At 70.2% G+C, this 20,775-nt stretch carries 23 protein-coding genes; 12 read left to right on the forward strand and 11 right to left on the reverse strand.

Features of this window, described 5'->3' with window-relative positions; translation table 11 throughout:
- Positions 1–2 precede the first annotated feature (2 nt).
- Positions 3–566: an arginine repressor gene (locus tag ACFV9W_RS14495; RefSeq protein ID WP_385759794.1), complete on the forward strand. Its 564-nt coding sequence runs from the start codon at positions 3–5 to the stop codon at positions 564–566.
- A gap of 79 nt (positions 567–645) precedes the next feature.
- On the opposite strand, the gene ACFV9W_RS14500 is transcribed toward ACFV9W_RS14495, so the two are convergent.
- The 7 genes from ACFV9W_RS14500 to ACFV9W_RS14530 form a co-directional block, all read right to left on the reverse strand.
- Entirely contained in the window at positions 646–1,608 is a 963-nt protein-coding gene (locus ACFV9W_RS14500; RefSeq protein WP_385759796.1) for a PfkB family carbohydrate kinase, read from the reverse strand.
- Positions 1,605–3,095, reverse strand: a complete 1,491-nt coding sequence (locus ACFV9W_RS14505; RefSeq protein ID WP_385759799.1) for a purine-cytosine permease family protein — start codon at positions 3,093–3,095, stop codon at positions 1,605–1,607. The genes ACFV9W_RS14500 and ACFV9W_RS14505 overlap by 4 nt, the downstream gene beginning before the upstream one ends.
- Before the next feature lie 47 nt (positions 3,096–3,142).
- On the reverse strand, positions 3,143–4,153 hold the full coding sequence (locus ACFV9W_RS14510) for an ADP-ribosylglycohydrolase family protein (RefSeq protein WP_385759802.1): 1,011 nt from the start codon (positions 4,151–4,153) through the stop codon (positions 3,143–3,145).
- Positions 4,150–4,869, reverse strand: a complete 720-nt coding sequence (locus ACFV9W_RS14515; protein WP_385759805.1) for a GntR family transcriptional regulator — start codon at positions 4,867–4,869, stop codon at positions 4,150–4,152. The genes ACFV9W_RS14510 and ACFV9W_RS14515 overlap by 4 nt, the downstream gene beginning before the upstream one ends.
- A gap of 97 nt (positions 4,870–4,966) precedes the next feature.
- Entirely contained in the window at positions 4,967–5,980 is a 1,014-nt protein-coding gene (locus ACFV9W_RS14520; protein ID WP_385759808.1) for a bile acid:sodium symporter family protein, read from the reverse strand.
- 120 nt (positions 5,981–6,100) lie between these two features.
- The gene (locus ACFV9W_RS14525; protein ID WP_385759810.1) at positions 6,101–6,811 is read right to left on the reverse strand and encodes a L,D-transpeptidase; all 711 of its coding nucleotides are present in this window, start codon (positions 6,809–6,811) and stop codon (positions 6,101–6,103) included.
- Between the two features lie 3 nt (positions 6,812–6,814).
- Entirely contained in the window at positions 6,815–7,402 is a 588-nt protein-coding gene (locus tag ACFV9W_RS14530) for a pyridoxamine 5'-phosphate oxidase family protein (RefSeq protein WP_385759813.1), read from the reverse strand.
- 187 nt (positions 7,403–7,589) lie between these two features.
- On the opposite strand from ACFV9W_RS14530, the gene argH reads away from it, so the two are divergent.
- Positions 7,590–9,017, forward strand: a complete 1,428-nt coding sequence (gene argH / locus ACFV9W_RS14535) for an argininosuccinate lyase (RefSeq protein WP_385759814.1) — start codon at positions 7,590–7,592, stop codon at positions 9,015–9,017.
- Positions 9,018–9,176: 159 nt separating this feature from the next.
- On the opposite strand, the gene ACFV9W_RS14540 is transcribed toward argH, so the two are convergent.
- Entirely contained in the window at positions 9,177–9,446 is a 270-nt protein-coding gene (locus tag ACFV9W_RS14540) for a hypothetical protein (RefSeq protein WP_385759817.1), read from the reverse strand.
- A gap of 134 nt (positions 9,447–9,580) precedes the next feature.
- On the opposite strand from ACFV9W_RS14540, the gene ACFV9W_RS14545 reads away from it, so the two are divergent.
- On the forward strand, positions 9,581–10,132 hold the full coding sequence (locus tag ACFV9W_RS14545; protein WP_385759819.1) for a TetR/AcrR family transcriptional regulator: 552 nt from the start codon (positions 9,581–9,583) through the stop codon (positions 10,130–10,132).
- A complete protein-coding gene (locus tag ACFV9W_RS14550) occupies positions 10,129–11,661 on the forward strand; it encodes an MFS transporter (protein ID WP_385759821.1) in 1,533 nt (510 codons plus the stop codon). Before ACFV9W_RS14545 ends, ACFV9W_RS14550 begins: the two co-directional genes overlap by 4 nt.
- A 276-nt stretch (positions 11,662–11,937) precedes the next feature.
- On the opposite strand, the gene ACFV9W_RS14555 is transcribed toward ACFV9W_RS14550, so the two are convergent.
- Positions 11,938–12,627, reverse strand: coding sequence for a lysophospholipid acyltransferase family protein (locus ACFV9W_RS14555; RefSeq protein WP_327664252.1), 690 nt, complete (start codon positions 12,625–12,627; stop codon positions 11,938–11,940).
- Between the two features lie 273 nt (positions 12,628–12,900).
- Here ACFV9W_RS14555 and ACFV9W_RS14560 point away from each other — a divergent pair, with 273 nt between their 5' ends.
- The 3 genes from ACFV9W_RS14560 (at position 12,901) to ACFV9W_RS14570 (ending at position 15,281) form a co-directional block, all read left to right on the forward strand.
- Positions 12,901–14,112 carry a glycerophosphodiester phosphodiesterase gene (locus ACFV9W_RS14560; protein WP_385759825.1) on the forward strand — a complete coding sequence of 404 codons (1,212 nt, stop codon included), beginning with the start codon at positions 12,901–12,903 and terminating at the stop codon, positions 14,110–14,112.
- Between the two features lie 74 nt (positions 14,113–14,186).
- A complete protein-coding gene (locus tag ACFV9W_RS14565; protein ID WP_385759828.1) occupies positions 14,187–14,723 on the forward strand; it encodes an RNA polymerase sigma factor in 537 nt (178 codons plus the stop codon).
- Between the two features lie 39 nt (positions 14,724–14,762).
- A complete protein-coding gene (locus ACFV9W_RS14570; protein ID WP_385759831.1) occupies positions 14,763–15,281 on the forward strand; it encodes a GNAT family N-acetyltransferase in 519 nt (172 codons plus the stop codon).
- Positions 15,282–15,294: 13 nt separating this feature from the next.
- Here ACFV9W_RS14570 and ACFV9W_RS14575 read toward each other — a convergent pair whose 3' ends face one another.
- Together ACFV9W_RS14575 and ACFV9W_RS14580 are read right to left on the reverse strand one after the other, a co-directional pair.
- The gene (locus ACFV9W_RS14575) at positions 15,295–15,675 is read right to left on the reverse strand and encodes a hypothetical protein (protein ID WP_385759879.1); all 381 of its coding nucleotides are present in this window, start codon (positions 15,673–15,675) and stop codon (positions 15,295–15,297) included.
- 124 nt (positions 15,676–15,799) lie between these two features.
- Complete coding sequence (locus ACFV9W_RS14580) at positions 15,800–16,159, reverse strand: hypothetical protein (protein ID WP_385759835.1); 360 nt, start codon at positions 16,157–16,159, stop codon at positions 15,800–15,802.
- Positions 16,160–16,230: 71 nt separating this feature from the next.
- On the opposite strand from ACFV9W_RS14580, the gene ACFV9W_RS14585 reads away from it, so the two are divergent.
- From ACFV9W_RS14585 to ACFV9W_RS14605, 5 genes are all read left to right on the forward strand, one after another.
- Positions 16,231–16,881, forward strand: coding sequence for an HAD-IA family hydrolase (locus tag ACFV9W_RS14585; RefSeq protein ID WP_385759838.1), 651 nt, complete (start codon positions 16,231–16,233; stop codon positions 16,879–16,881).
- A gap of 419 nt (positions 16,882–17,300) precedes the next feature.
- Positions 17,301–18,341: a methionine ABC transporter ATP-binding protein gene (locus ACFV9W_RS14590; RefSeq protein ID WP_385759841.1), complete on the forward strand. Its 1,041-nt coding sequence runs from the start codon at positions 17,301–17,303 to the stop codon at positions 18,339–18,341.
- The gene (locus tag ACFV9W_RS14595) at positions 18,338–19,069 is read left to right on the forward strand and encodes a methionine ABC transporter permease (protein WP_385759843.1); all 732 of its coding nucleotides are present in this window, start codon (positions 18,338–18,340) and stop codon (positions 19,067–19,069) included. The genes ACFV9W_RS14590 and ACFV9W_RS14595 overlap by 4 nt, the downstream gene beginning before the upstream one ends.
- Positions 19,070–19,125: 56 nt before the next feature.
- Positions 19,126–19,956 carry a MetQ/NlpA family ABC transporter substrate-binding protein gene (locus tag ACFV9W_RS14600; RefSeq protein ID WP_385759845.1) on the forward strand — a complete coding sequence of 277 codons (831 nt, stop codon included), beginning with the start codon at positions 19,126–19,128 and terminating at the stop codon, positions 19,954–19,956.
- Positions 19,956–20,774 (forward strand): MetQ/NlpA family ABC transporter substrate-binding protein, encoded by an 819-nt coding sequence (locus ACFV9W_RS14605; protein ID WP_385759848.1) that lies wholly within the window; start codon positions 19,956–19,958, stop codon positions 20,772–20,774. The genes ACFV9W_RS14600 and ACFV9W_RS14605 overlap by 1 nt, the downstream gene beginning before the upstream one ends.
- Position 20,775: the final 1 nt, after the last annotated feature.

Below are 20,775 nucleotides of genomic sequence, written 5' to 3' on the forward strand. Positions count from 1 at the left end.
CGATGAGCAGCAAAGCGGAGAGAGACGTAGCCGCGGCGACGAACCTCGCACACGCGGCGGCGGCCGCGGTGCCGCAGACCCGCGCCGCGCGGCACCGCCGCATAGTGGACATCCTCAACCGCCAACCGGTGCGTTCCCAGAGCCAGTTGGCGAAGCTGCTGTCCGACGACGGCCTCACGGTCACGCAGGCGACGCTCTCCCGCGACCTGGACGAGCTGGGCGCGGTCAAGATCCGCAACACCGGCGGTGAGCTGATCTACGCCGTGCCCAGCGAGGGCGGCTTCCGCACCCCGCAGGCCCCGCTCGGCGAATCGGCCAAGGAGGAGCGGATGCGCCGCCTGGCCGGCGAACTGCTCATCTCGGCGGAGGCCTCGGCCAACCTGGTCGTCCTCCGCACGCCCCCGGGCGCGGCCCAGTTCCTCGCCTCCGCGATCGACCAGGCCGAACTGCACGTGATCCTCGGCACGATCGCGGGCGACGACACGGTCATGCTGATCAGCCGCGACCCTGCGGGCGGCCAGTCGCTGGCGGACCACATGCTGCGGCTGGCGCAGAACGAGCACTGAGCCGCTCCGCGACGCCACCCAGTGGGCCGGGCGGGAGCCCCGGCTTTCGGGAAGGGGCGGGCTGGGGGAGAGGAATCCCTCAGCCCAGCCCCGCCGCCCGCGCCCCGTCGGGCCCCAGAAACGCCACCAGCTCAGCCACCGTGGGTGCCGTCGCGGGCCCCCGCCGCGTCACCGCGAGCGCGGCCGCAGCATTCGCCCCCCGCGCCGCGTCCACCGCACCGACGCCCCGCCCCAGCAGCGCCAGAAACGCCCCCACGTGCGCGTCCCCGGCACCATTGCTGTCCACGGCATCCACCGAGAACCCGGGTACGTGCACCACTTCACCGGCCCCCGGCGGAGCCACCCAGCAGCCGTCCTTGTCCGCCCGCAGCACGACCCCGCCCCCGCTCCGCAGCCGCGAGCGCAGCGCCTCCGCCGCCTCCCGGGGCCCCGCCGCCCCGGTCATCAGGAACGCCTCCCGCGCATTGCAGCTCAGCCAGTCCGCACGGTCGAGCACCGGCTCCAGCACGGCCGCCGGGATGTCCGCCACGAGCGGCGCCGGATCGAGACACACCCGTACGTCGTCCGGCAGCCCCGCGACCAGACCGGCGAGCAGCGGCCCGTTGACCTCCATCACCAGGCCGTAGCCCGAGACCTGAACGATGTCGCCACGGCGCACGGCGGAGCCCACTGCGGCGGCCTCGCGCTCCGTCATCCGCGCGTCGACGCCGAAACTCGTCACGAACGTCCGCTCGCCGCCCCCGTCGACCAGCGCCACGCAGAACCCGCTGTCGCCGTCCGCCCGTACCGGAAGGACCGTGCCGATGCCCTCCGCCGCGAGCGCGGAACGCACCAATTCGCCGTACGGCCCGGTCCCGTGGACGCCCGCGTAGACCGCGTCGGCGCCGAGCCTGCGGGCCGCGGTGAGGGTGTTGAAGCCGCCGCCCGCGTACAGCTCGGTACGGGTGCCGATGACGTCGCCGCCGCGCTCGGGCAGGGCCGGCACGTCGATGACGAGATCGGCGATGACGTTCCCCGCGAGAACCACACGAGCCTCGCTCATCGCGCGGCCTCCTTGTCGAAACCGGAACCGGAGGCGGAGTCCACCGCACCCGGCTCCCCGAGGGTCACCGAGGACCCACGCCCCAGCACCCCGTAGACCACTCCGCCCACGACGATCGCGACCAGCCACCCGAGCCCGTTGACACCGAACCACGAGTCGGCCAGTGGCCCCTCGAACCACACGTCGTCCGCGCTCGTCGCGGCCTTCGTGAACAGCAGCCCGGCCACGATCGCCGCCAGCCACGCGAGGACGGCGGACAGCTGGAAGCCGCCCCGGTACCAGTACCGGCCGCCCGGCCCGGTGTTCATCAGCGCCTCGGGGTCGTATTCGCGCCCGCGCAGCATGTCGACGGCGATGATGCCGATCCACGCCGAGATCGGCACGGCGAGCAGCGTCAGGAATGTGCTGAACGGGCCGTAGAAGTCGTCCGCGATCAGCATGAAGTAGACGCCGCCGAGGAACATCAGCACGACGTCCAGGCAGACCGCCCAGGCCCGTGGCACCCGCAGTCCGAGCGTGATCATCGTCAACCCGGCAGAGTACGTGGACAGATGGTTGGACATCAGCAGGCCGCCGAAGGCCGCGATCAGATACGGCACCGCCATCCACGACGGCAGCATCGCGTTGATCGCGGCGACCGGGTCGGAGGCCGTCGCGAGTGTCGGGTCGCCTGCCGTGAGCAGCGAGCCGAGCGAGATCAGCAGCACCAGCGGAATGCCCGCCCCGAACGCGGAGGCCCGCACGAGCCGCCCGCCCGGGATCTTCGTCGGCAGGTAACGGGCATAGTCCGCACCCGCGTTGGCCCAGCCGATACCGGTGCCCGCGGCGATGAACCCGATGCCCGCGACGACGCCCGAGACCGGCCCTGCCGGGGCGTCGAGCACCTTCGACCAGTCGACGGTGGCGACGAGGAAGCCCATCACGACGAGGTTCAGGACTCCGAAGACGACCGTTGCCCACTTGTTGATCCACATGATCGTGGCGTGCCCGAGCCCGCTGATCAGCAGCGTGCAGGCGATGAACACCAGGAGGCAGACCAGGGTGAGCACGGTGCCCCGGTCCGCCCCGAACACCGTCTTGAGCAGGGCGAGCAGCGCGTACGCCGCGGTGGTCGTCGTGATCGTCTCCCAGCCGATTCGGCTGAGCCAGCTGATCAGTGTGGGACCGTGGTTGCCGCGCTGCCCGAAGACGGCCCGCGACAGGGTCAGGGCCGGCGCCCCGCCCTTGCGTCCGGCCAGGCTGAGCGCGCCGACCAGGGCGAACGAGCCCACCGAGCCGACGGCCGCGACGAGCACGGCCTGCCAGATGTTCAGGCCGCGGAAGGCGACGAGCGTCGCGCCGAGCGGCAGCCCGAGGATCGAGATGTTGGCGGCGAACCACGTCCAGAACATCTGGCTCGCGTGGCCGTGCCGCTCGTTGTCGGGGACCGGTTCGATCCCCCGGGTCTCCACGGTGCCGACGCGGACGTTCTCCGTTGAAGCGGCCATCGCGGAACCTCCTTAGTAGGTGGGTCGTCGTTGGTGGGCCGGGCCGGTCAGCCGGCGCGGTGGGTGAGCAACTGGCGGGCCAGCGGCTCCAGTTCGAGGCCGTTGACCTCGCGCAGGGTGCGTACCGCGTCGGCGGGCAGCCCGCTGAGGCCGTGCAGGGAACCGGCGACCGCCCCCGCGATCGCGGCGATGGTGTCGGAGTCGCCGCCGAGGTTCGCGGCGAGCAGCGCGGAGCGCCATGGGTCGCCGCCGGTCAGCGCGAGCACCGCGAAGGCGGCCGGGACGGACTCCTGGCTGGCGACGCTCGTGCCGATCAGGGCTTCGATCCGGTTCAGGGCCGCTGCCTCGTCGAGGCCCGCGACCAGGTCCCGTACGGCGGCGATCCGCGCGGAGACGGAGGCGCCCGCGATCCAGTGGCCACGCCGCGAACCGGCCGCCGACGCCGCGACCGCGGCCTCGAACACGTCGTCCAGGGTGCCGCCCGCGATCCCGGTGGAGACGGCCGCGGCTACGGCGGCCGCGCCCGCGATGCCGACCGTCGTGTCGTGCGTGACCTGGCAGGACTCCACGACCCGGTCGAGGAAGGTGTCCGTGTCCCCGGGTGCGTAGGAGAAGGCGATGCCGACGGGAGTGACGCGCATGGCGGCGCCGTTCGTGGTGCCGTGCTTGCCGGCCTCCTTGGGGTCCGTCCCGCGCGCGACGGCGTCGAGCGCCGCCTTGGTCGAGGGGCCGAGGAGATCGAAGGAGCCCTTGGCCTTCATCTCCTTCTCCCAACACAGGAGTTCCTCGGCGAACCGCAGCGGGTCGACGTGCCCCCCGCCCTCGACGAGCAGCCGTGCCACGATGACCGCCTGATCGGTGTCGTCGGTGACGGAACCGGCCGGCATCCCGGCGCTCACCGGGTTGTCGGCGCCTGCCGGTTCGAAGCCGGTCAGGGTGCCGTACACCCGGACGACGTCCGCGCGGGACATGACCTGCGTCGGCATACCGAGGGCGTCACCGAGCGCGAGCCCGTAGAAGGCGCCGAGGGCGCGGTCGAACTGAGGGGTCTCGGTCACTGGTGGCCTCCTCGGCCGGTACGTACGTGCAGTTGGAACCGGGCGGGGTCCAGCAGGCTGGTGACCTGCTCGACCACGCTGCCGTCGGCCGCGCGGAACACCTGGGCGACCCGCAGGAAGGACTCGCCGGGGGAGCGGTGCAGCCGGTCGGCGTCACCGGCGTCGAGGCCGACGACGGCGATATGGGCGTCACCGGAGTCGGCTACGCGCCCGGCGGCGGTAAGGGTGCGGCTGAGCGAACCGCCGTCGAGCCCGCGCTCGGCGAGGTCGGCGAGCGCGCCGACGGCCGGTACGCGGCTGAACTCCAGCGAGACACCCTGGCCGTCCGCCAGCCGGCGTACCCGGTCGAGGGCAGTGAACTCGCCGCACTCCAGGCCGAGTTCACCTGCCAGCTCGTCGTCCGTGATCCGTGCGAGGCGCAAGGTCTCGGTGGTCAGCTCCGTGCCCTGCGCGGCGAGCGCCCGGGTCCAGCCGAGCTGCTGGTCGAGCGGCGTGCCGTCGAAGGTGACGATCGAGCCGATCCCGGCATGCGTCTCGATGAGGCCCTGCTCGCCGAGGAGCCCCAGGGCCTGCCGCACGGTCGTCCGGCTGACTCCGAACCGCTGTCGTAGGGCGTGCTCGCCGGGCAGCTTGCTGCCGTCGGCATGTACGCCCGTGCGGATCTCCTCGGCGAGGACGTGGGCGACGCGGTGATGCTTGTGAACCTGTCCAGGCATGTCTAGAAGGTAGACACGAAGAAGCCGACCTGTCTACACCTGTCCAGTGTCGACTCGGTCGGCTTCTCGAGCGCGCTTGTGTGCTTGTGCGGCGGGTCTAGGCCTTCTCGGCCTTCCGCGCCCGGTACGACATCCACGCCGCGACCAGCGCACCCGACACGTTGTGCCAGACCGAGAACACCGCGGCGGGCAGTGCGGCCAGTGGGCTGAAGTGGGCCGTGGCCAGGGATGCCGCGAGGCCCGAGTTCTGCATGCCGACCTCGAAGGCCATGGCGCGCGACGCGGGCTTGCCGAGTCGGCCGAGCTTTCCGGCGCCGTAGCCGAGGGCGAGGCCGAGACCGTTGTGCAGCACCACCGCGACCACGACGAGGGCGGCGGCGGACTTGATGGCGTCGGCGCTGCCCGCCACCACCACGGCCACGATCACCGCGATGGTCAGCGCGGACAGCCACGGCAGCACGGTGAGCAGCCGGTCCACGTACCGGCCGAGCACGAGCCGCACGACCAGCCCCGCGATCACCGGGAGCAGTACGGTCTTCAGGATGTCCGTCATCATCGACCCGGCGTCCACCGGCAGGTACGCGCCCGCGAGCAGCAGCGTCAGCGGCGGCGTGATCAGCGGGGCGAGCACCGTGGAGACGGTCGCCACGGACACCGACAGGGCGACGTCGCCGCGCGCCAGATAGGTCACGACGTTGGACGCGGTGCCGCTGGGCGCGCAGCCGACGAGGATGACACCGGCCGCCAACTGCGGGGACAGGCCCAGCGCGTGGGCGATGACCCAGCCGAGCCCCGGCATGATCACGTAGTGCGCGACGAGCCCGAGCCCCACGGCCCACGGCCGCTGCGCGACCCCCTTGAAGTCCGTGAGGGTCATGGTGAGGCCCATGCAGAACATCACGACGCCCAGCAGGTAGGGGACGTTCGTGCCCCAGCTCGCGAAGGTGCCGGGGGAGGCGAGACCCCAGGCGCCCGCTACGAGGACGAGGACGGGGAAGACCGTGACCGCGAGCCTGGCGGCGCGGTCGGTGGACCCGTTCTCCGGGGCCGCGTCGGCGGCGGGCTCCGTTGCGGGGGAGGTGGGGGACGTCTGTTCGGATTCGCTTCGCACCGGGCGATGCAACGCCTCGGCAGTGAACCACCGCAACCCCGTCTCGTTATGTGGTCCCTACACGGGAGTCGGTGGCCGTATACGTGTGCATGTCCGTATACGTATCGGTACCAAGTGATTTCAGTACCGGGTGATGGCCGTCGCCCCGCCCGTCGTCCCGATCGCGATGTGCGGGGAGCGCCCGGGGTTCGCCCACGTCAGGATCCGGCGCATCGCGTCCTTCGGCACGGACACGCAACCGGCCGTGGCCCCGCGCCCGTTGACGTGCAGGAAGATTCCGGCGCCGCGGCCGCGCTCGGGGCGGTGGTAGTTGAAGCCGACCACGAGCGCGTGCGCGTACTGCGTCGCGTAGTCGGCGAGGCGCTCGGACTCGGCCGCGCGGCAGTCGCGGGGGCGCGGCTCGGTCCAGCGGTTGTACGAGCGGGAGGCGTTGTCCTGGCACCACCAGGAGTCGCGGTGCACGCGCCGGTACGCCGTCGTCGTCCCCTCGGGCGCCGCCTTGACCCCGAACGCGAAGGGCAGGTCGTAGAGGCCGGTCGGCGTCGTGTTGGTGCCCTGCTTGCGCTTGCTCCCCGCCGCGAGCCCCTTCGCCCCGAACCGCGCGGGCGCCGAACCGGCCTTCACCCAGCGGCCGCTCGCACCCCGGTCCCACCAGGTGACGGTGCCGGTGGTGGACGAGGTGCGGGGCGCCTCGGCGGTGATCAGCTGGCGGCCGCCGCCCGTGTCCGCCATCCGGGCGGGCAACGGTTCGGCGGCGGAGACGGAGGGGGCCGCCGCGAGGGCGGCGCAGGCGGCGACGGCGGTGGCGATACCTGCTCGAACGGGGCGCATGGGTCAGAACGTAGCGGGTGGCAGCGGCAACGGCAGCCCGGGCAGTCCGTCCAGGCTCTTCGCGATGTACTCCTTCTTCTGGAAGTACGCGTCGAGCCCCGCGTCGTCCTCGCGCTCGAACCGCCTGCCGTGCAGGTCGCGGTCCTCGTCGTACGTCATGAAGGGCACGGCATAGCCGCAGGTGTCGCGGATGTGTTCGGCGTGCACGACGATGACCGCGCGCAGGCCGTTGCGGGTCGGGTCGATGTCCGGGAAGCGGCCGACCAGCTCGGCGAAGCGCGGGTCGTCGCGGAACACGGGCTCGCCGCGGCCGTGCACCCGGACGATGTTCGGCGGGCCCTGGAAGGCGCACCACATCAGTGTGATCCGGCCGTTCTCGCGCAGGTGGGCGATGGTCTCCGCGTTCGAACCGGCGAAGTCCAGGTAGGCGACGGTCCGTTCGTCGAGCACGGCGAAGGAGCCCTTGAGGCCCTTGGGGGAGAGGTTGACCGTCCCGTCGTCGGAGAGCGGGGCGGTGGCGGTGAAGAAGACCGGCTGGTCCTCGATGAACGTGCGCAGGCGGCCCTCTATGCGTTCATGACTTTTTCCCATAGCGGGATGATGCCCCGTTCGCGTCTTCTTGGTGGCGGGAGTCCGTACGGCGAAATGCGACCGTGCCGGGCGGGTGGGCCGAGGAGCGATTGACGAATCATGCAGGACCCTGCATAATCATGCACAGCTTGAAACGACCGGCACAACGCACCGGCGTTCAGATCCACCGGCCCGAGGAGCAGAGCACGTGAGCAGCAACACCGGCGATGTCCGCCTCTGGGGCGGCCGGTTCGCCGACGGCCCGGCCGAGGCCCTGGCGAAACTCTCCGCCTCCGTCCACTTCGACTGGCGCCTCGCCCCGTACGACATCGCGGGCTCCCGCGCCCACGCCCGCGTGCTCAACAAGGCGGGCCTGCTCACCGAGGACGAGCTGACCCGCATGATCGCCGGCCTCGACCAGCTGGAGACGGACGTCGCGGACGGCTCCTTCGTCGGCACGATCGCCGACGAGGACGTGCACACCGCCCTGGAGCGCGGCCTGTTGGAGCGCCTCGGCCCGGACCTCGGCGGCAAGCTCCGCGCGGGCCGCTCGCGCAACGACCAGGTGGCGACGCTCTTCCGGATGTACCTGCGGGACGAGTCCCGGGTCATCGGCGGCCTGATCGCCGACCTCCAGGAGGCCCTCGTCGGCCTCGCCGAGGCGCACCCGGACGTCGCGATGCCGGGTCGTACGCACCTCCAGCACGCCCAGCCGGTGCTCTTCGCCCACCACGTCCTGGCGCACGTCCAGTCCCTGTCCCGGGACGCGGAGCGGGTGCGTCAGTGGGACGAGCGGACGGCCGTCTCGCCGTACGGCTCCGGCGCCCTGGCCGGCAGCAGCCTCGGCCTCGACCCGGAGGCGGTGGCGCGGGACCTCGGCTTCGAGCACGGCAGCTCCGCCAACTCCATCGACGGCACGGCCTCCCGTGACTTCGTCGCCGAGTTCACCTTCATCACCGCGATGATCGGCGTGAACATCTCGCGGATCGCCGAGGAGATCATCCTGTGGAACACGAAGGAGTTCTCCTTCGTCACGCTCCACGACGCCTTCTCCACCGGCTCCTCGATCATGCCGCAGAAGAAGAACCCGGACATCGCGGAGCTGGCGCGCGGCAAGTCGGGCCGCCTCATCGGCAACCTCACGGGCCTGATGGCGACGCTCAAGGCGCTCCCGCTGGCGTACAACCGTGACCTCCAGGAGGACAAGGAGCCGGTCTTCGACTCCTGCGACCAGCTGCGGCTTCTGCTCCCGGCGTTCACCGGCATGATGGCGACGCTCACGGTCAACAGGGAGCGCATGGAGGAGCTGGCCCCGGCCGGTTTCTCGCTCGCCACGGACATCGCCGAGTGGCTGGTCAAGCAGGGCGTGCCGTTCCGGGTGGCGCACGATGTCGCGGGCGAGTGCGTCAAGGTCGCGGAGTCCGAGGGCAAGGAGCTCGACGAGCTCACCGACGACCAGTTCGCCAAGATCTCCGAGCACCTCAGCCCCGAGGTCCGCACGGTGCTCAACGTTCCGGGCGCCCTGGCCTCCCGCTCGGGCCGCGGTGGCACGGCGCCGAGCGCGGTCGCCGTCCAGCTCGCCGAGGTCAAGCAGGACCTGACGGTGCAGCGCACCTGGGCGGACGCGAAGAAGTGACCTCGTAGGCGCCCGTAGGAGCCCGTGGGTACACCCATAGGCACCCATAGGCACCCATAGGCACCCGTAGGTACCGAACAGGGCCCGGTTCTCCATCCGTGGACGGCCGGGCCCTTCGGTGTGCGTACGTCGTACGTAGGTGTGGCGCGGGCCGGGGCGTCAGCGGCGCGCCCGTGCCCCGCCTCCGTAGCTCGACAGGTCGAGCAGCAGACCGAAGACGATCACGACCCAGCCGATCCCGCGGACACCGACCACGGGCGCGTACGCGATGACGTAGCCCAGGGTCGTCCAGGGCAGCAGGATCAGGCCGATGAGCGGCAGCAGAACGCCGTTGAAGGCGCGGTCCACAAGGTTGGTGAACAGCCACGTGATCACCAGGGCCACGCGCGGCCCGATGGCGGCCATCGCCGCGAAGATGCAGCACCCCATGCCGGTACCTCCCGAGAGTCGGACGTCCCGACAGTCGTAACACTGCGTGAGGGGGGCGGCCACCGGGGACGGCCATCGGAGACGGTCGAGCCTCGCGTGAGACATTCATGTCTCACTTGATGTACTCTCGTCTCATGCCAGTCGATCGCGCCCAGGTACTGCACAGCGCCGCCGCCCTGCTGACCCGCAAATCCACGGCCACCATGGACGAGGTGGCGCGGGCCGCCGGCATCAGCCGTGCGACCCTGCACCGCCAGTTCGCCGGCCGGGACGCGCTGGTCCGCGCGCTGGAGGACCTCGGCATCGCCGAGTGCGAATCGGCGCTCGACCGCGCCGGGCTCGATGAGGGCCGGGCCGCGGACGGCCTGCGCGCCCTCATCCGCGAGCTGGAGCCCGCGGCGCCGCTGCTCGCCTTCCTCGTCACCGAGAACCAGCTGTTCGAGGGCGAGCAGCAGAACGAGGGCTGGGCCCGCCTCGACTCCCGCATCGAAGCGCTGTTCCGGCGCGGCCAGGAGACGGGCGAGTTCCGGATCGACCTGACCCCCGCCTGGCTGACCGAGGCGCTCTACGGCCTCATCGGCAGCGGGGCCTGGGCGGTACAGGACGGCCGCGTCGCGGCCAAGGACTTCCAATTCATGATCGTCGAGCTGCTGCTCGGCGGCGCACTACGGAGAGTGGAACCATGACCAGCACACCACAGCGCACCCCTGCGGCGGAGGTGGTGCAGTCCCGTCCCGCGCGGTGGCTCGCCCTCTCCGTCCTCGTGCTGGCCGTGCTGCTCGTCGCCGTCGACGCGACCGTCCTCGGCCTCGCGACGCCGTACATCAGCGAGGACCTGAAGCCCTCGGGCACCCAGCTGCTCTGGATCGGCGACGTCTACTCGTTCGTCATCGCCGGACTGCTCGTCTCGATGGGCAGCCTCGGTGACCGCATCGGCCGCAAGAAGCTGCTCCTGGTCGGCGCGGTCGCCTTCGGCGCGGTCTCCGTCCTCAACGCGTACGCGACGACGCCCGAGCTGATGATCCTGGCGCGTGCCCTGCTGGGTGTCGCGGGCGCGACCCTGATGCCGTCCACGCTGGCGCTGATCCGCAACATCTTCCACGACCCGCGCGAGCGCTCCCTCGCCATCGGCATCTGGGGTGCCATGGCCTCGGCGGGCGCGGCGGTCGGCCCGGTCGTCGGCGGATTCCTGCTCGAACACTTCTGGTGGGGCTCGGTCTTCCTGATCAACCTGCCCGTGATGGCGATCCTCGTGGTCGTCGGCGCGAAGCTCATCCCCGAGTCGAAGAACCCGGTGCCGGGGCCCTGGGACCTGCTGAGCGTGGTGCTGTCCCTCGTCGGCATGATCGGTGTCGTCTACGCGGTGAAGGAGGCGGCGGCGCACGGCTTCGGTGCCGGTGTGGCGGTGTCGGCGGTGCTCGGTGTCGCGGCGCTGGTGTGGTTCGTCCGGCGTCAGCTCTCGCTCCAGGCGCCTCTGTTGGACATGCGGCTGTTCCACAACCGCGGTTTCTCGGGCGCGGTCCTGGCCGACCTCCTGACGATCCTCGGCCTGGCCGGTCTGGTTTTCTTCCTCTCCCAGTTCCTGCAACTGGTGCAGGGGCGTGCGCCGTTCGAGGCGGGGCTCGCCGAACTCCCCGCCGCGATCGGAGCGGTGGTGGCGGGACTGGTCGCCGGTACGGTGGCGCGGCGCTTCTCGGTACGTGCCGTGGTCGCGGGCGGGCTCGCGGCGGTGGGCCTGGCCCTCGCCGCGCTCACCACGCTGAGCCAGTCGACCGGATACCCGCTGCTCGGCACGGTACTGCTCGTGGTCGGTGTCGGCGCGGGCTTCTCGTTCACGGTGACGGCCGACGTGATCCTCTCCAGCGTGCCCAAGGAGCAGGCGGGCGCGGCGTCGGCGGTGTCCGAGACGGCGTACGAACTCGGCACGGCGCTCGGTATCGCGCTGCTCGGCTCGATCGTGACCGGCGTCTACTCCGGGTTCACGGTTCCGGCGGGCACGCCGGAGGATGTCGCGGCGGCGGCGCACGACTCGCTCGGCGGGGCGGTCGAGGCGGCGGGCGGCCTGCCGGCCGGGCAGGCGGACGCGCTCCTTGCGGGGGCGCAGTCGGCCTTCGTGGACGGTCTCCAGCTGGCGGCGGGGATCGGAGCGGTGGTGCTGCTGGCGACGTCGGTGGCGGCATGGTTCCTCCTGCGCGGCCAACGCTTGGAACAGTGACCCGTTCCACCGGCCACGGGGCTCCGCCCCGGACCCCGCGCCTCAATCGCCGGCGGGGCTAGATTTTGCCCACCCGCCGCCGGGACGGCTCCCCGTCCGTTGCGGTCGGCCGCCCCCGCCTTGGGCAATCTGCCGCCTTGGGCGGCCGGGTGGGCAAGGCGGGGCCCCGGTGCCCCGGTGCCGCGCACCGGAAACGGCGGCCCCCGACCCGGCGCAGCAAAAAACCCGGTCGACCGGAACATCCGGTCGACCGGGTTCACGGCACCCGCAAAAGGCCTACGCCGCCTTCGCCTTCGAGGCGTACATGTCCACGTACTCCTGGCCGGAGAGCCGCATGACCTCGGTCATGACCGAGTCCGTCACGGCCCGCAGCACGTACCGGTCGCGCCCCATCCCGTCGTAGCGCGAGAACTCCATCGGCTCGCCGAACCGCACGGTCACCTTGCCCGGCCGCGGAATCCCCGCACCCCCGGGCTGCAGCTTGTCCGTGCCGATCATGGCGAAGGGGACGACGGGCGCACCCGTCATCAGCGTCAGCCGGGCGATACCGGTCCGGCCGCGGTACAGGCGGCCGTCGGGGGAGCGCGTGCCCTCGGGGTAGATCCCGAAGATGTTGCCCTCCTCCAGGATGCGACGGCCCGTCATCAGCGCGGCCACACCGCCGTTCGCCCCGTCGCGGTCGACCGGGATCATGCCGACCCCGGTGAAGAACCACGCCATGAGGCGGCCCTTGAGGGACTTGCCGGTGACGTACTCGTCCTTGCCGATGAAGAAGACCTGCCGGTCACAGACGAGCGGCAGCAGCATCGAGTCGATGAACGTCAGGTGGTTGCCCGCCAGAATGACGGGACCGTTCCCCGGAATCTTCTCTGCGCCTTCCACCCGTAGGCGGAACATCAGGCGCATGATCGGACCGAGCACTGCCTTGATGAGCGCGAAGCGGGACAACGAGCCCTCCGATGTCAAGGAATGAGCAGGGATGGGTACCTGGTTTGGACTGAGGAGTCTGTGCAGGTGAGGACGATACTCGCGGACGAGTACCCGTTGCACATCGGGTTCACCGACTGGATACGCGGAGTTGACTCAAGTTTGCGCCCCGTTGATGCGCGAGCAACGCCCGGACGCCATGCCGCATCACCCTGACGTTCCGTCCGGGGTCTCCCACTCGTCACTTCCCCACCCCTACGATCGGTCTCGCTTTGACAGGTGCAAGGCAGTACTTGGTGGGAGGAGTTCTTCATGGGGAACAAGGGGAACGAGAAGTCACAGGCCGCACAGGGGGCGCGGCAGCCACAGGGCCTGGCGGCGCTCGGCCGCAGGTCGCTGCTCGGCGCGGCGGTCCTCGGCGCGAGCGCGACGGCACTGGGGGCGGCCGGAACGGCGAGAGCCGCCGACAGAGAAAGTGGCGCGAATAACATGAGCAAGGGCCTCGCCGGCCTCCCCGTGCCCACGGTCATCGCGCACCGCGGCGCCAGCGGCTACCGGCCGGAGCACACCATCGGCTCGTACCAGCTCGCGCTCGACATGGGCGCGCACATCATCGAGGCGGGCGACCTCTGCCCGACCAAGGACGGCCACCTCGTATGCCGTCACGAACCGGAAATCGGCGGCACGACCAATGTGTCGGACCACCCCGAGTTCGCCGACCGCAAGAAGACGAAGAGCCTCGACGGGGTCGCCACCACCGGCTGGTTCACCGAGGACTTCACGCTCGCCGAGCTGAAGACGCTGCGGGCCAAGGAGCGCATCCCGGGCACCCGTCAGCACAACACGGTCTACGACGGCCGCTGGGAGGTGCCCACCTTCGAGGAGGTGCTGCGCTGGCGCGCCCAGCAGAGCAAGAAGCTCGGCCGCGAGGTGTGGATCTACCCGGAGCTCAAGCACCCCACCTACTTCCGCAAGCAGAACCTCGCCCTGGAGGAGCGCATCGCCAAGGTGCTGCGCGCCCACGGCCTGCACCGCAAGAACTCGCCCGTCATCATCCAGTCCTTCGAGCCGACGAGCATCCAGCGCCTGAACAAGCTGGTCGACAACCCGCTCGCGGTCCTGCTCTCCTCGGCGAAGTCCCGCCCGTACGACTTCGTGGACAGCGGCGACCCGCGCACCGTCGCCGACCTGATCACGCCCAAGGGCCTCGCGGAGATCGCCTCGTACGCCAACGGCATCGGCCCGACGCTCGACCTGATCATCCCGAAGGACGCGAACGGCAAGCTGACCCAGCCCACCACGCTGGTCAGGGACGCGCACAAGGCGGGCCTCGTCCTGCACCCGTACACGATGCGCAACGAGAACACCTTCCTGCCGGCCGACTTCAAGAAGGGCACGGACCCGGCCGCGTACGGCGACGCGTTCGGCGCCTTCAAGGCCTACTACGAGACCGGCATCGACGGCATCTTCTCCGACAACTGCGACACGGCGCTCCTCGCCCGCGAGGACTTCGTCAACGGGTGACCCCGGCACGCCGGTTGGAGTGAGACGAGGCCGCCCCGGCAACCGGCCGCCGGGGCGGCCTCGTCGCGCAGGGCATGACGTACGACACCGTGATCGCGTCCATGCGCCCGCTCCTCACGGCCGAGATCCGCGCCGCCGAGCTCCGCGCCGAGCTGCCGGGCACCGCCCTCGACCCCGGCGACCTCGAACAGGCGGTCTGGGTCCGCCTCCTGGAACGCCTCGGCACCCAGGGCCCGCCCGCCGACCCGGCCGGCTGGCTCCGCGAGACGGTCGGCGCCGAGGCCCGCCTCCAGCGGCGCGCGGCGCTGCGGGAGACGCCGTACGGGCTAACGGCCACCGCCGCCGATCCGGCGGCGGTGGACCCGGAGCGCCGCGCGCTCACCCACGAACGCGACCGGGCGCTGCGCCGTGCGGTGAGCCGGCTGCCGGGACGCTGCCCGCGCCTGATCGGCGCCCTGCTGTCCCCGCAGGACCTCACTTACCGTGAGATCGCGGGCGAGTTGGGTATCTCACAGGGCAGCCTTGGGCCGGAACGTTCCAGATGTCTGGGTTGCCTGCGCAGAATCCTGCCCTCCGAGGTTGCGCTCACGGCCCGCCGGGGAAAAGGGTGAAGGACAACCGGCGAACAGGTGAGCGGGAGGCATGCACACATGGGCATGAGCGTGACCATCTCTGCGGCGACCGAAGCGGATGCCGAGCAGATTCTGAAGCTCCAGTACCTCTGCTACCAGAGCGAGGCGCAGCTCTACGGGGACTACTCGATCGAGCCGCTCACACAGTCCCTGGACTCCGTGAGGGCTGAACTCACCAGCGGCACCGTGCTCGTGGCACGCCTCGGCGACGAGGTGGTGGCGTCCGTGCGCGGCACGGTCGACGCCGACGGCACGGCGCACATCAACAAGCTGATCGTCCACCCGCGCATGCAGCGCCACGGCCTGGGCGGCCGGCTGCTCTCGGCCGTGGAGGCCGAGCTGGGCGCGGCGGGCACGGCCAAGAGCTTCCAGCTGTTCACCGGCCACCGCAGCGACCACAACCTGCGCCTGTACCGCCAGCACGGCTACGAGCCGGTGTCGACCGAGCGCGTCGACGAGCGGCTCACCGTGGTGACGCTCGCCAAGGCCGCCGAGGTCAAGGAAGCCGCGCCGGACGCCTTCGCGGCGAGCGCCTAGAGGGGCCTGACCGTCAGTTCCCCGGCTGCTGCCGCTGCAGCACACCCTTGCGCAGCCAGTACATCGCGCTCAGCGGCAGCAGTACGGGGATGAACAGATAGCCGACCCCGAAGTCCGACCACACGGTCGCGTCCGGGAACGCGGACGGCTCCACCAGCGTCCACGTACCGACGATCAGCACGCCCGCGAGCTCCAGGGCGCAGCACACGAAGGCGGCCCGCCGCGCCGTGTCCCCGCCGCGCACCAGCGAGTACGTGATGAAGGCGTACACGAGCCCCGCCACCGCCGACAGCGAGTACGCCAGCGGCGCCTTGTCGAACTCGGTGGAGATCTGCACGGCCGACCGCGACACGGCCCCGACGACCATCACGCCGTACAGCCAGACCAGCAGCATGCCGGGCCCGCCGATGAGGCGGCGCTGCTTCTTCTCGGCCTTGGCGGCGGCCTTCGCGTCGGCCGTCTCGTCGGACTTCGAGGTGTTCTTCGAGGTGTCCTTCTCTTCAGCGGTCACAGCCACCTCAGCCTCCCCAGATGTCAAAGAGCCGTACTTCGAGCACGGCCAGCACCACGCCGCCCGCGGCGACCGTGATCGAGCCCCACCGGGTGCGCTCGGCGAGCGACATGAAGCCCGCCGCCGGAACGCAGGCGAACGCCCCGATCAGATACGCGACGAAGATCGTCGTGCCCTGATTCGGCTTCTCGCCCCGGGCGAGCTGCACGATCCCGACCACCAGCTGCACCAGCGCGAGCACCGACACCACGGCCATGCCGATGAAGTGCCAGTCCTTGGTGGGCTGGTCGCGATACGCGGCGAAACCGCACCAGGCCGCGAGCGCCAGCGCGGCGAGACCCGTCACCAGGGTCAGGACATCAAGCATGGCCGTGAGCCTATTACGGGCCAAAAGACCCGATGCGCTCGACCCCGGTGTCACGTTTAGCCTTGGGAAACATGAAGATCACCGCTGACGCCCTGCTGTTCGACAACGACGGAACCCTGCTCTCGTCGATGGAGTCGGTGTACCGCTGCTGGACCCGCTGGGCCGAGGAGTACGGGATCACCGCCGAGGCCTTCGCCGCCGTCGAACTGCACGGCCGCCCCGCCGCCGAAATCGCCGCCGACCTGCTCCCCGCCGAGAAGGTCGCGGACGCCGTCAAGCGCATCGAGGAGCTGGAGGTCGAGGACGTGCCCAACGGCGGCACCCACGTCCTGCCCGGCACCCTCGACCTGCTCACCTCGCTGCCCGACGAGAACTGGGCCGTCGTCACCTCCGCCACCCGCCGCCTGGCCGAGGCCCGGCTCGCCGCCGTCGGCATCAGGACCCCGCTGCTGATCGCCGCCGACGACATCACGCACGGCAAGCCGAACCCCGAGCCGTTCCTGCTCGCCGCCGGGAAGCTGGGCGTGGACCCGGAGCGCTGCGTCGTCTTCGAGGACGCCCCCGCCGGTCTCACCGCGGGCCGCGTCGGCGGCATGAAGACCGTGGCGTTGACCACAACGCATGGGGCGGACGAGCTCTCCGCCGACGTCGTCGTCAAGGACCTGTCGGCCGTGTCCGCGCAGGTCACGGACGCGGGCGTGGAGATCACCACCGCTCCCTGAGGCCAAGTGGAGCCCCGGCCCCCGCTGTCCGAATAGCGGACAGCGGGGGTCTCTCGCGTCCTCACGTCTGCTTTACTTGCCGACATGACCACGACGAGCAGCCGCACCCTTGCGACCGAGGCGACGATGACGCCCGGTGCTGCTTGTATGTGTCGAATGTGCGCCTTCTGAGGGCCCCCACCACGCCTGTTCTCGCGCCCCGAAGCGAGACCCGCGCGCCCTGTTCCGTAGGGAGTGACTCCGCAGGGAGAAACAGTCCGCCTACGTGACCGGGCCTGCCCCGCGCACAGCTTCTCCTCATGGGTCCATCCGCCTCTGCGAGACCTGTCGCGCGCCCGGAAACTCAAGCCAAGTTCCCGAACGAATGCCCCGTGCCCGGTGCCACCCGCGCCGCGCACTCGACAGCTACGGAAACCCACGTGATCACCACCAAGGGCCTCACCAAGGTCTACCGCTCGCGCGGCCGCGAGGTCACCGCCCTCGACGGCGTCGATCTCCACGTGCGCGAAGGCGAGGTGTACGGCGTCATCGGACAGTCAGGCGCCGGCAAGTCCTCGCTGATCCGCTGCGTGAACCTGCTGGAGCGTCCGACCTCCGGCACCGTGACCGTCGCAGGACAGGACCTCACCGCCCTCGCCGGCCGCGGCTCGCGCGCGGGCAAGGAGCTGCGCGAGGCGCGCAGCCGTATCGGCATGGTCTTCCAGCACTTCAACCTGCTGTCCTCACGCACCGTGCAGGACAACATCGAGCTGCCGCTCGAAATCCTCGGCAAGTCGGGGAAGGAACGTTCCACCAAGGCGCTGGAACTGCTCGACCTGGTCGGCCTCGCCGACAAGGCCAAGTCCTACCCGGCCCAGCTCTCCGGCGGCCAGAAGCAGCGTGTCGGCATCGCCCGCGCGCTCGCCGGCGACCCGAAGGTGCTGCTCTCCGACGAGGCGACGTCCGCCCTCGACCCGGAGACCACCCGCTCGATCCTCCAGCTGCTGCGCGACCTCAACCAGCAGCTCGGCCTCACCGTCCTTCTCATCACGCACGAGATGGACGTCGTCAAGACCGTCTGCGACTCCGCCGCCCTCATGGAGCGCGGGCGGATCGTCGAGTCCGGCACCGTCGGCGAACTCCTCGCGACGCCCGGCTCCGAGCTCGCCTCCGCGCTCTTCCCGGTCAGCGGCGAGGCCTCCGGCGACGACCGCACCGTCATCGACGTCACCTTCCACGGCGAGTCGACGACCCAGCCGGTCATCTCCCAGCTCTCCCGCACGTACAACGTCGACATCTCGATCCTCGGCGCCGCGATGGACACCGTCGCGGGCAAGCAGGTCGGCCGCATGCGCATCGAACTGCCCGGCCGCTACGACGACAACGTCGTGCCGATCGGCTTCCTGCGCGAGCAGGGCCTCCAGGTCGACATCCAGGGCACCGCGCCCGCCGCTCTGCTGAAGGAAGGTGTCACCAAGTGACCTGGTCGGAGATGCAGCCCCTGCTGTCCCAGGCATGTTGGGACACCCTCTACATGGTCGGCTGGTCCACGCTGATCGCGATCGTCTTCGGACTGCCGCTCGGCGTCCTGCTCGTCCTCACGGACCGCGGCGGACTGCTGCAGAACGCGTTCGTGAACAAGGTCATCGGGCAGATCGTGAACATCGTCCGCTCAATGCCCTTCATCATCCTGATGGTCGCCCTCATGGGCTTCACGCGCGCGATCGTCGGCACCACCATCGGCCGCGAGGCCGCCATCGTGCCGCTCGCCATCGGCGCCATCCCGTTCTTCGCGCGCCTCGTCGAGACGTCCGTGCGCGAGGTCGACGGCGGACTGATCGAGGCCGTGCAGTCGATGGGCGGCAACACCTGGACCGTCGTGCGCAAGGTGCTCGTGCCCGAGTCGCTGCCCTCGCTGATCTCGGCGACCACCACCACGATCGTCGCGCTCATCGGCTACTCCGCCATGGCCGGCACGGTCGGCGCGGGCGGCCTCGGCGACATCGCGATCCGCTACGGCTACCAGCGCTTCGAGGCCAACCTGATGTGGATCACGGTGGCGATCCTCGCCGTCGTCATCTCGCTCATCCAGTTCGCCGGCGACAGCGGCGCGCGCGTCCTGCACCGCCGCGCGGGCAAGGGCGGCGACCCGATCCGCTTCAACCTCTTCTCCGGACGCACGGCCGTCGCCGCCGGCAAGTCCGGCTGAACCCTGTTCTCCCCGTCCCACCGGCGGGTTGCACCACTGATGGAAAGGCACTTTTCGTGCGTAACACCACCAAGATCACCGCAGCTGTCCTCGCCACCGGCGCCCTCACCCTGGGCCTGACGGCCTGCGGCTCCGACAAGGCCGACACCAAGGCCAAGGCCTCCGACCCGCTGGTCGTCGCCGCGACTCCCGTCCCGCACGCCGAGATCCTCGACTTCATCAAGAAGGACCTGGCGCAGAAGGAAGGCCTCAAGCTCGAGGTCAAGGAGTTCACCGACTACGTCACGCCGAACAACGCCACCGAGGACGGTTCGGTCGACGCCAACTACTTCCAGACCACGCCTTACCTGGAAGACTTCAACAAGAAGAACGGCACGCACCTCAAGTCGGTCGCCACCGTCCACCTGGAGCCGCTCGGCGTCTACTCGCAGAAGGCCAAGAAGCTCGACGACATCAAGAAGGGCGGCACCATCGCCCTTCCGAACGACGCCGACAACGAGAGCCGCGCCCTGCGCTTCCTCGCCGCCAACGACCTCATCACCCTGAAGAAGGGCTCGGAGGCCGCCGCGACCCCGCAGGACATCGCGAAGAACCCGAAGGACCTCCAGTTCAAGGAGGTCGAGGCGGCGCAGACCCCGCGCTCCCTCAAGGACGTCGACGCCGCGGTGATCAACGGCAACTACGCCATCGGTGCCGACCTCAGCCCCGCCAAGGACGCGCTCGCCCTGGAGTCCACCAAGAACAACGAGTACAACAACGTGCTCGCCATCAAGGACGGCAACCAGGACGACCCGCGCATCAAGAAGCTCGCGAAGCTCCTGACCTCGCCCGAGGTCAAGAAGTTCATCGAGGACAAGTACAAGGGCTCGGTGCTCCCCTCCTTCTGATGCCGAATCCCTTGAAGTCCACGATTCCCGCCGCCGTGATCGCCGGGGCACTCGTCCTCGGCCTCACGGCCTGCGGCAGCGACAAGGCGGACGCGAGTCAGAAGCTGGTCGTCGGGGCCACCCCGACTCCGGCCGGCGAAGTCCTCGCGTACGTACAGAAGAACCTGGCGAAGAAGGCCGGACTCGACCTGGAGATCAAGGAGTTCACGGACTACGTCCTGCCGAACACCGCGCTCCAGCAGGGCGATCTCGACGCCAACCTGTTCCAGCACACGCCGTACCTGAAGGACTTCAACAAGTCCAAGGGCACGATGCTCGCGCCGGTCACGCAGGTCTATCTGCCGCCGCTCGGCTTCTACTCGAAGAAGACGAAGGACGTGCGCGAGCTGCGCGACGGAGCCACCGTCGCGCTGCCGAACGACATCACCAACGAGGGCAGGGCGCTCGAACTCCTCGCCTCCCAGGGCGTGATCGGCCTCAAGAAGGGCGCCGGTCTGAACGCGACGCCCAAGGACGTCGCGAAGAACCCGAAGGGCCTGAAGTTCAAGGAGCTCGAAGCGGCCCAGCTGCCGCGCTCGCTGGACGACGTCGACGCGGCCGCCGTCAACAACAACTTCGCGATGGACGCGGGACTCAACCCCAAGAAGGACGCCGTCCTCCTGGAGTCCGTCGAGGACAACCCGTACAACAACATCCTCGCCGTCAAGAAGGGCGAGGAGGACGACCCCCGGGTCAAGAAGCTGGCGGAACTGCTGACTTCGCCCGAGGTGAAGAAGTTCATCGAGACCAAGTACAAGGGTTCGGTGCTCCCCGTCTGAG

It is taken from the genome of Streptomyces sp. NPDC059897 (genome assembly GCF_042730865.1).
GTDB lineage: Bacteria > Actinomycetota > Actinomycetes > Streptomycetales > Streptomycetaceae > Streptomyces.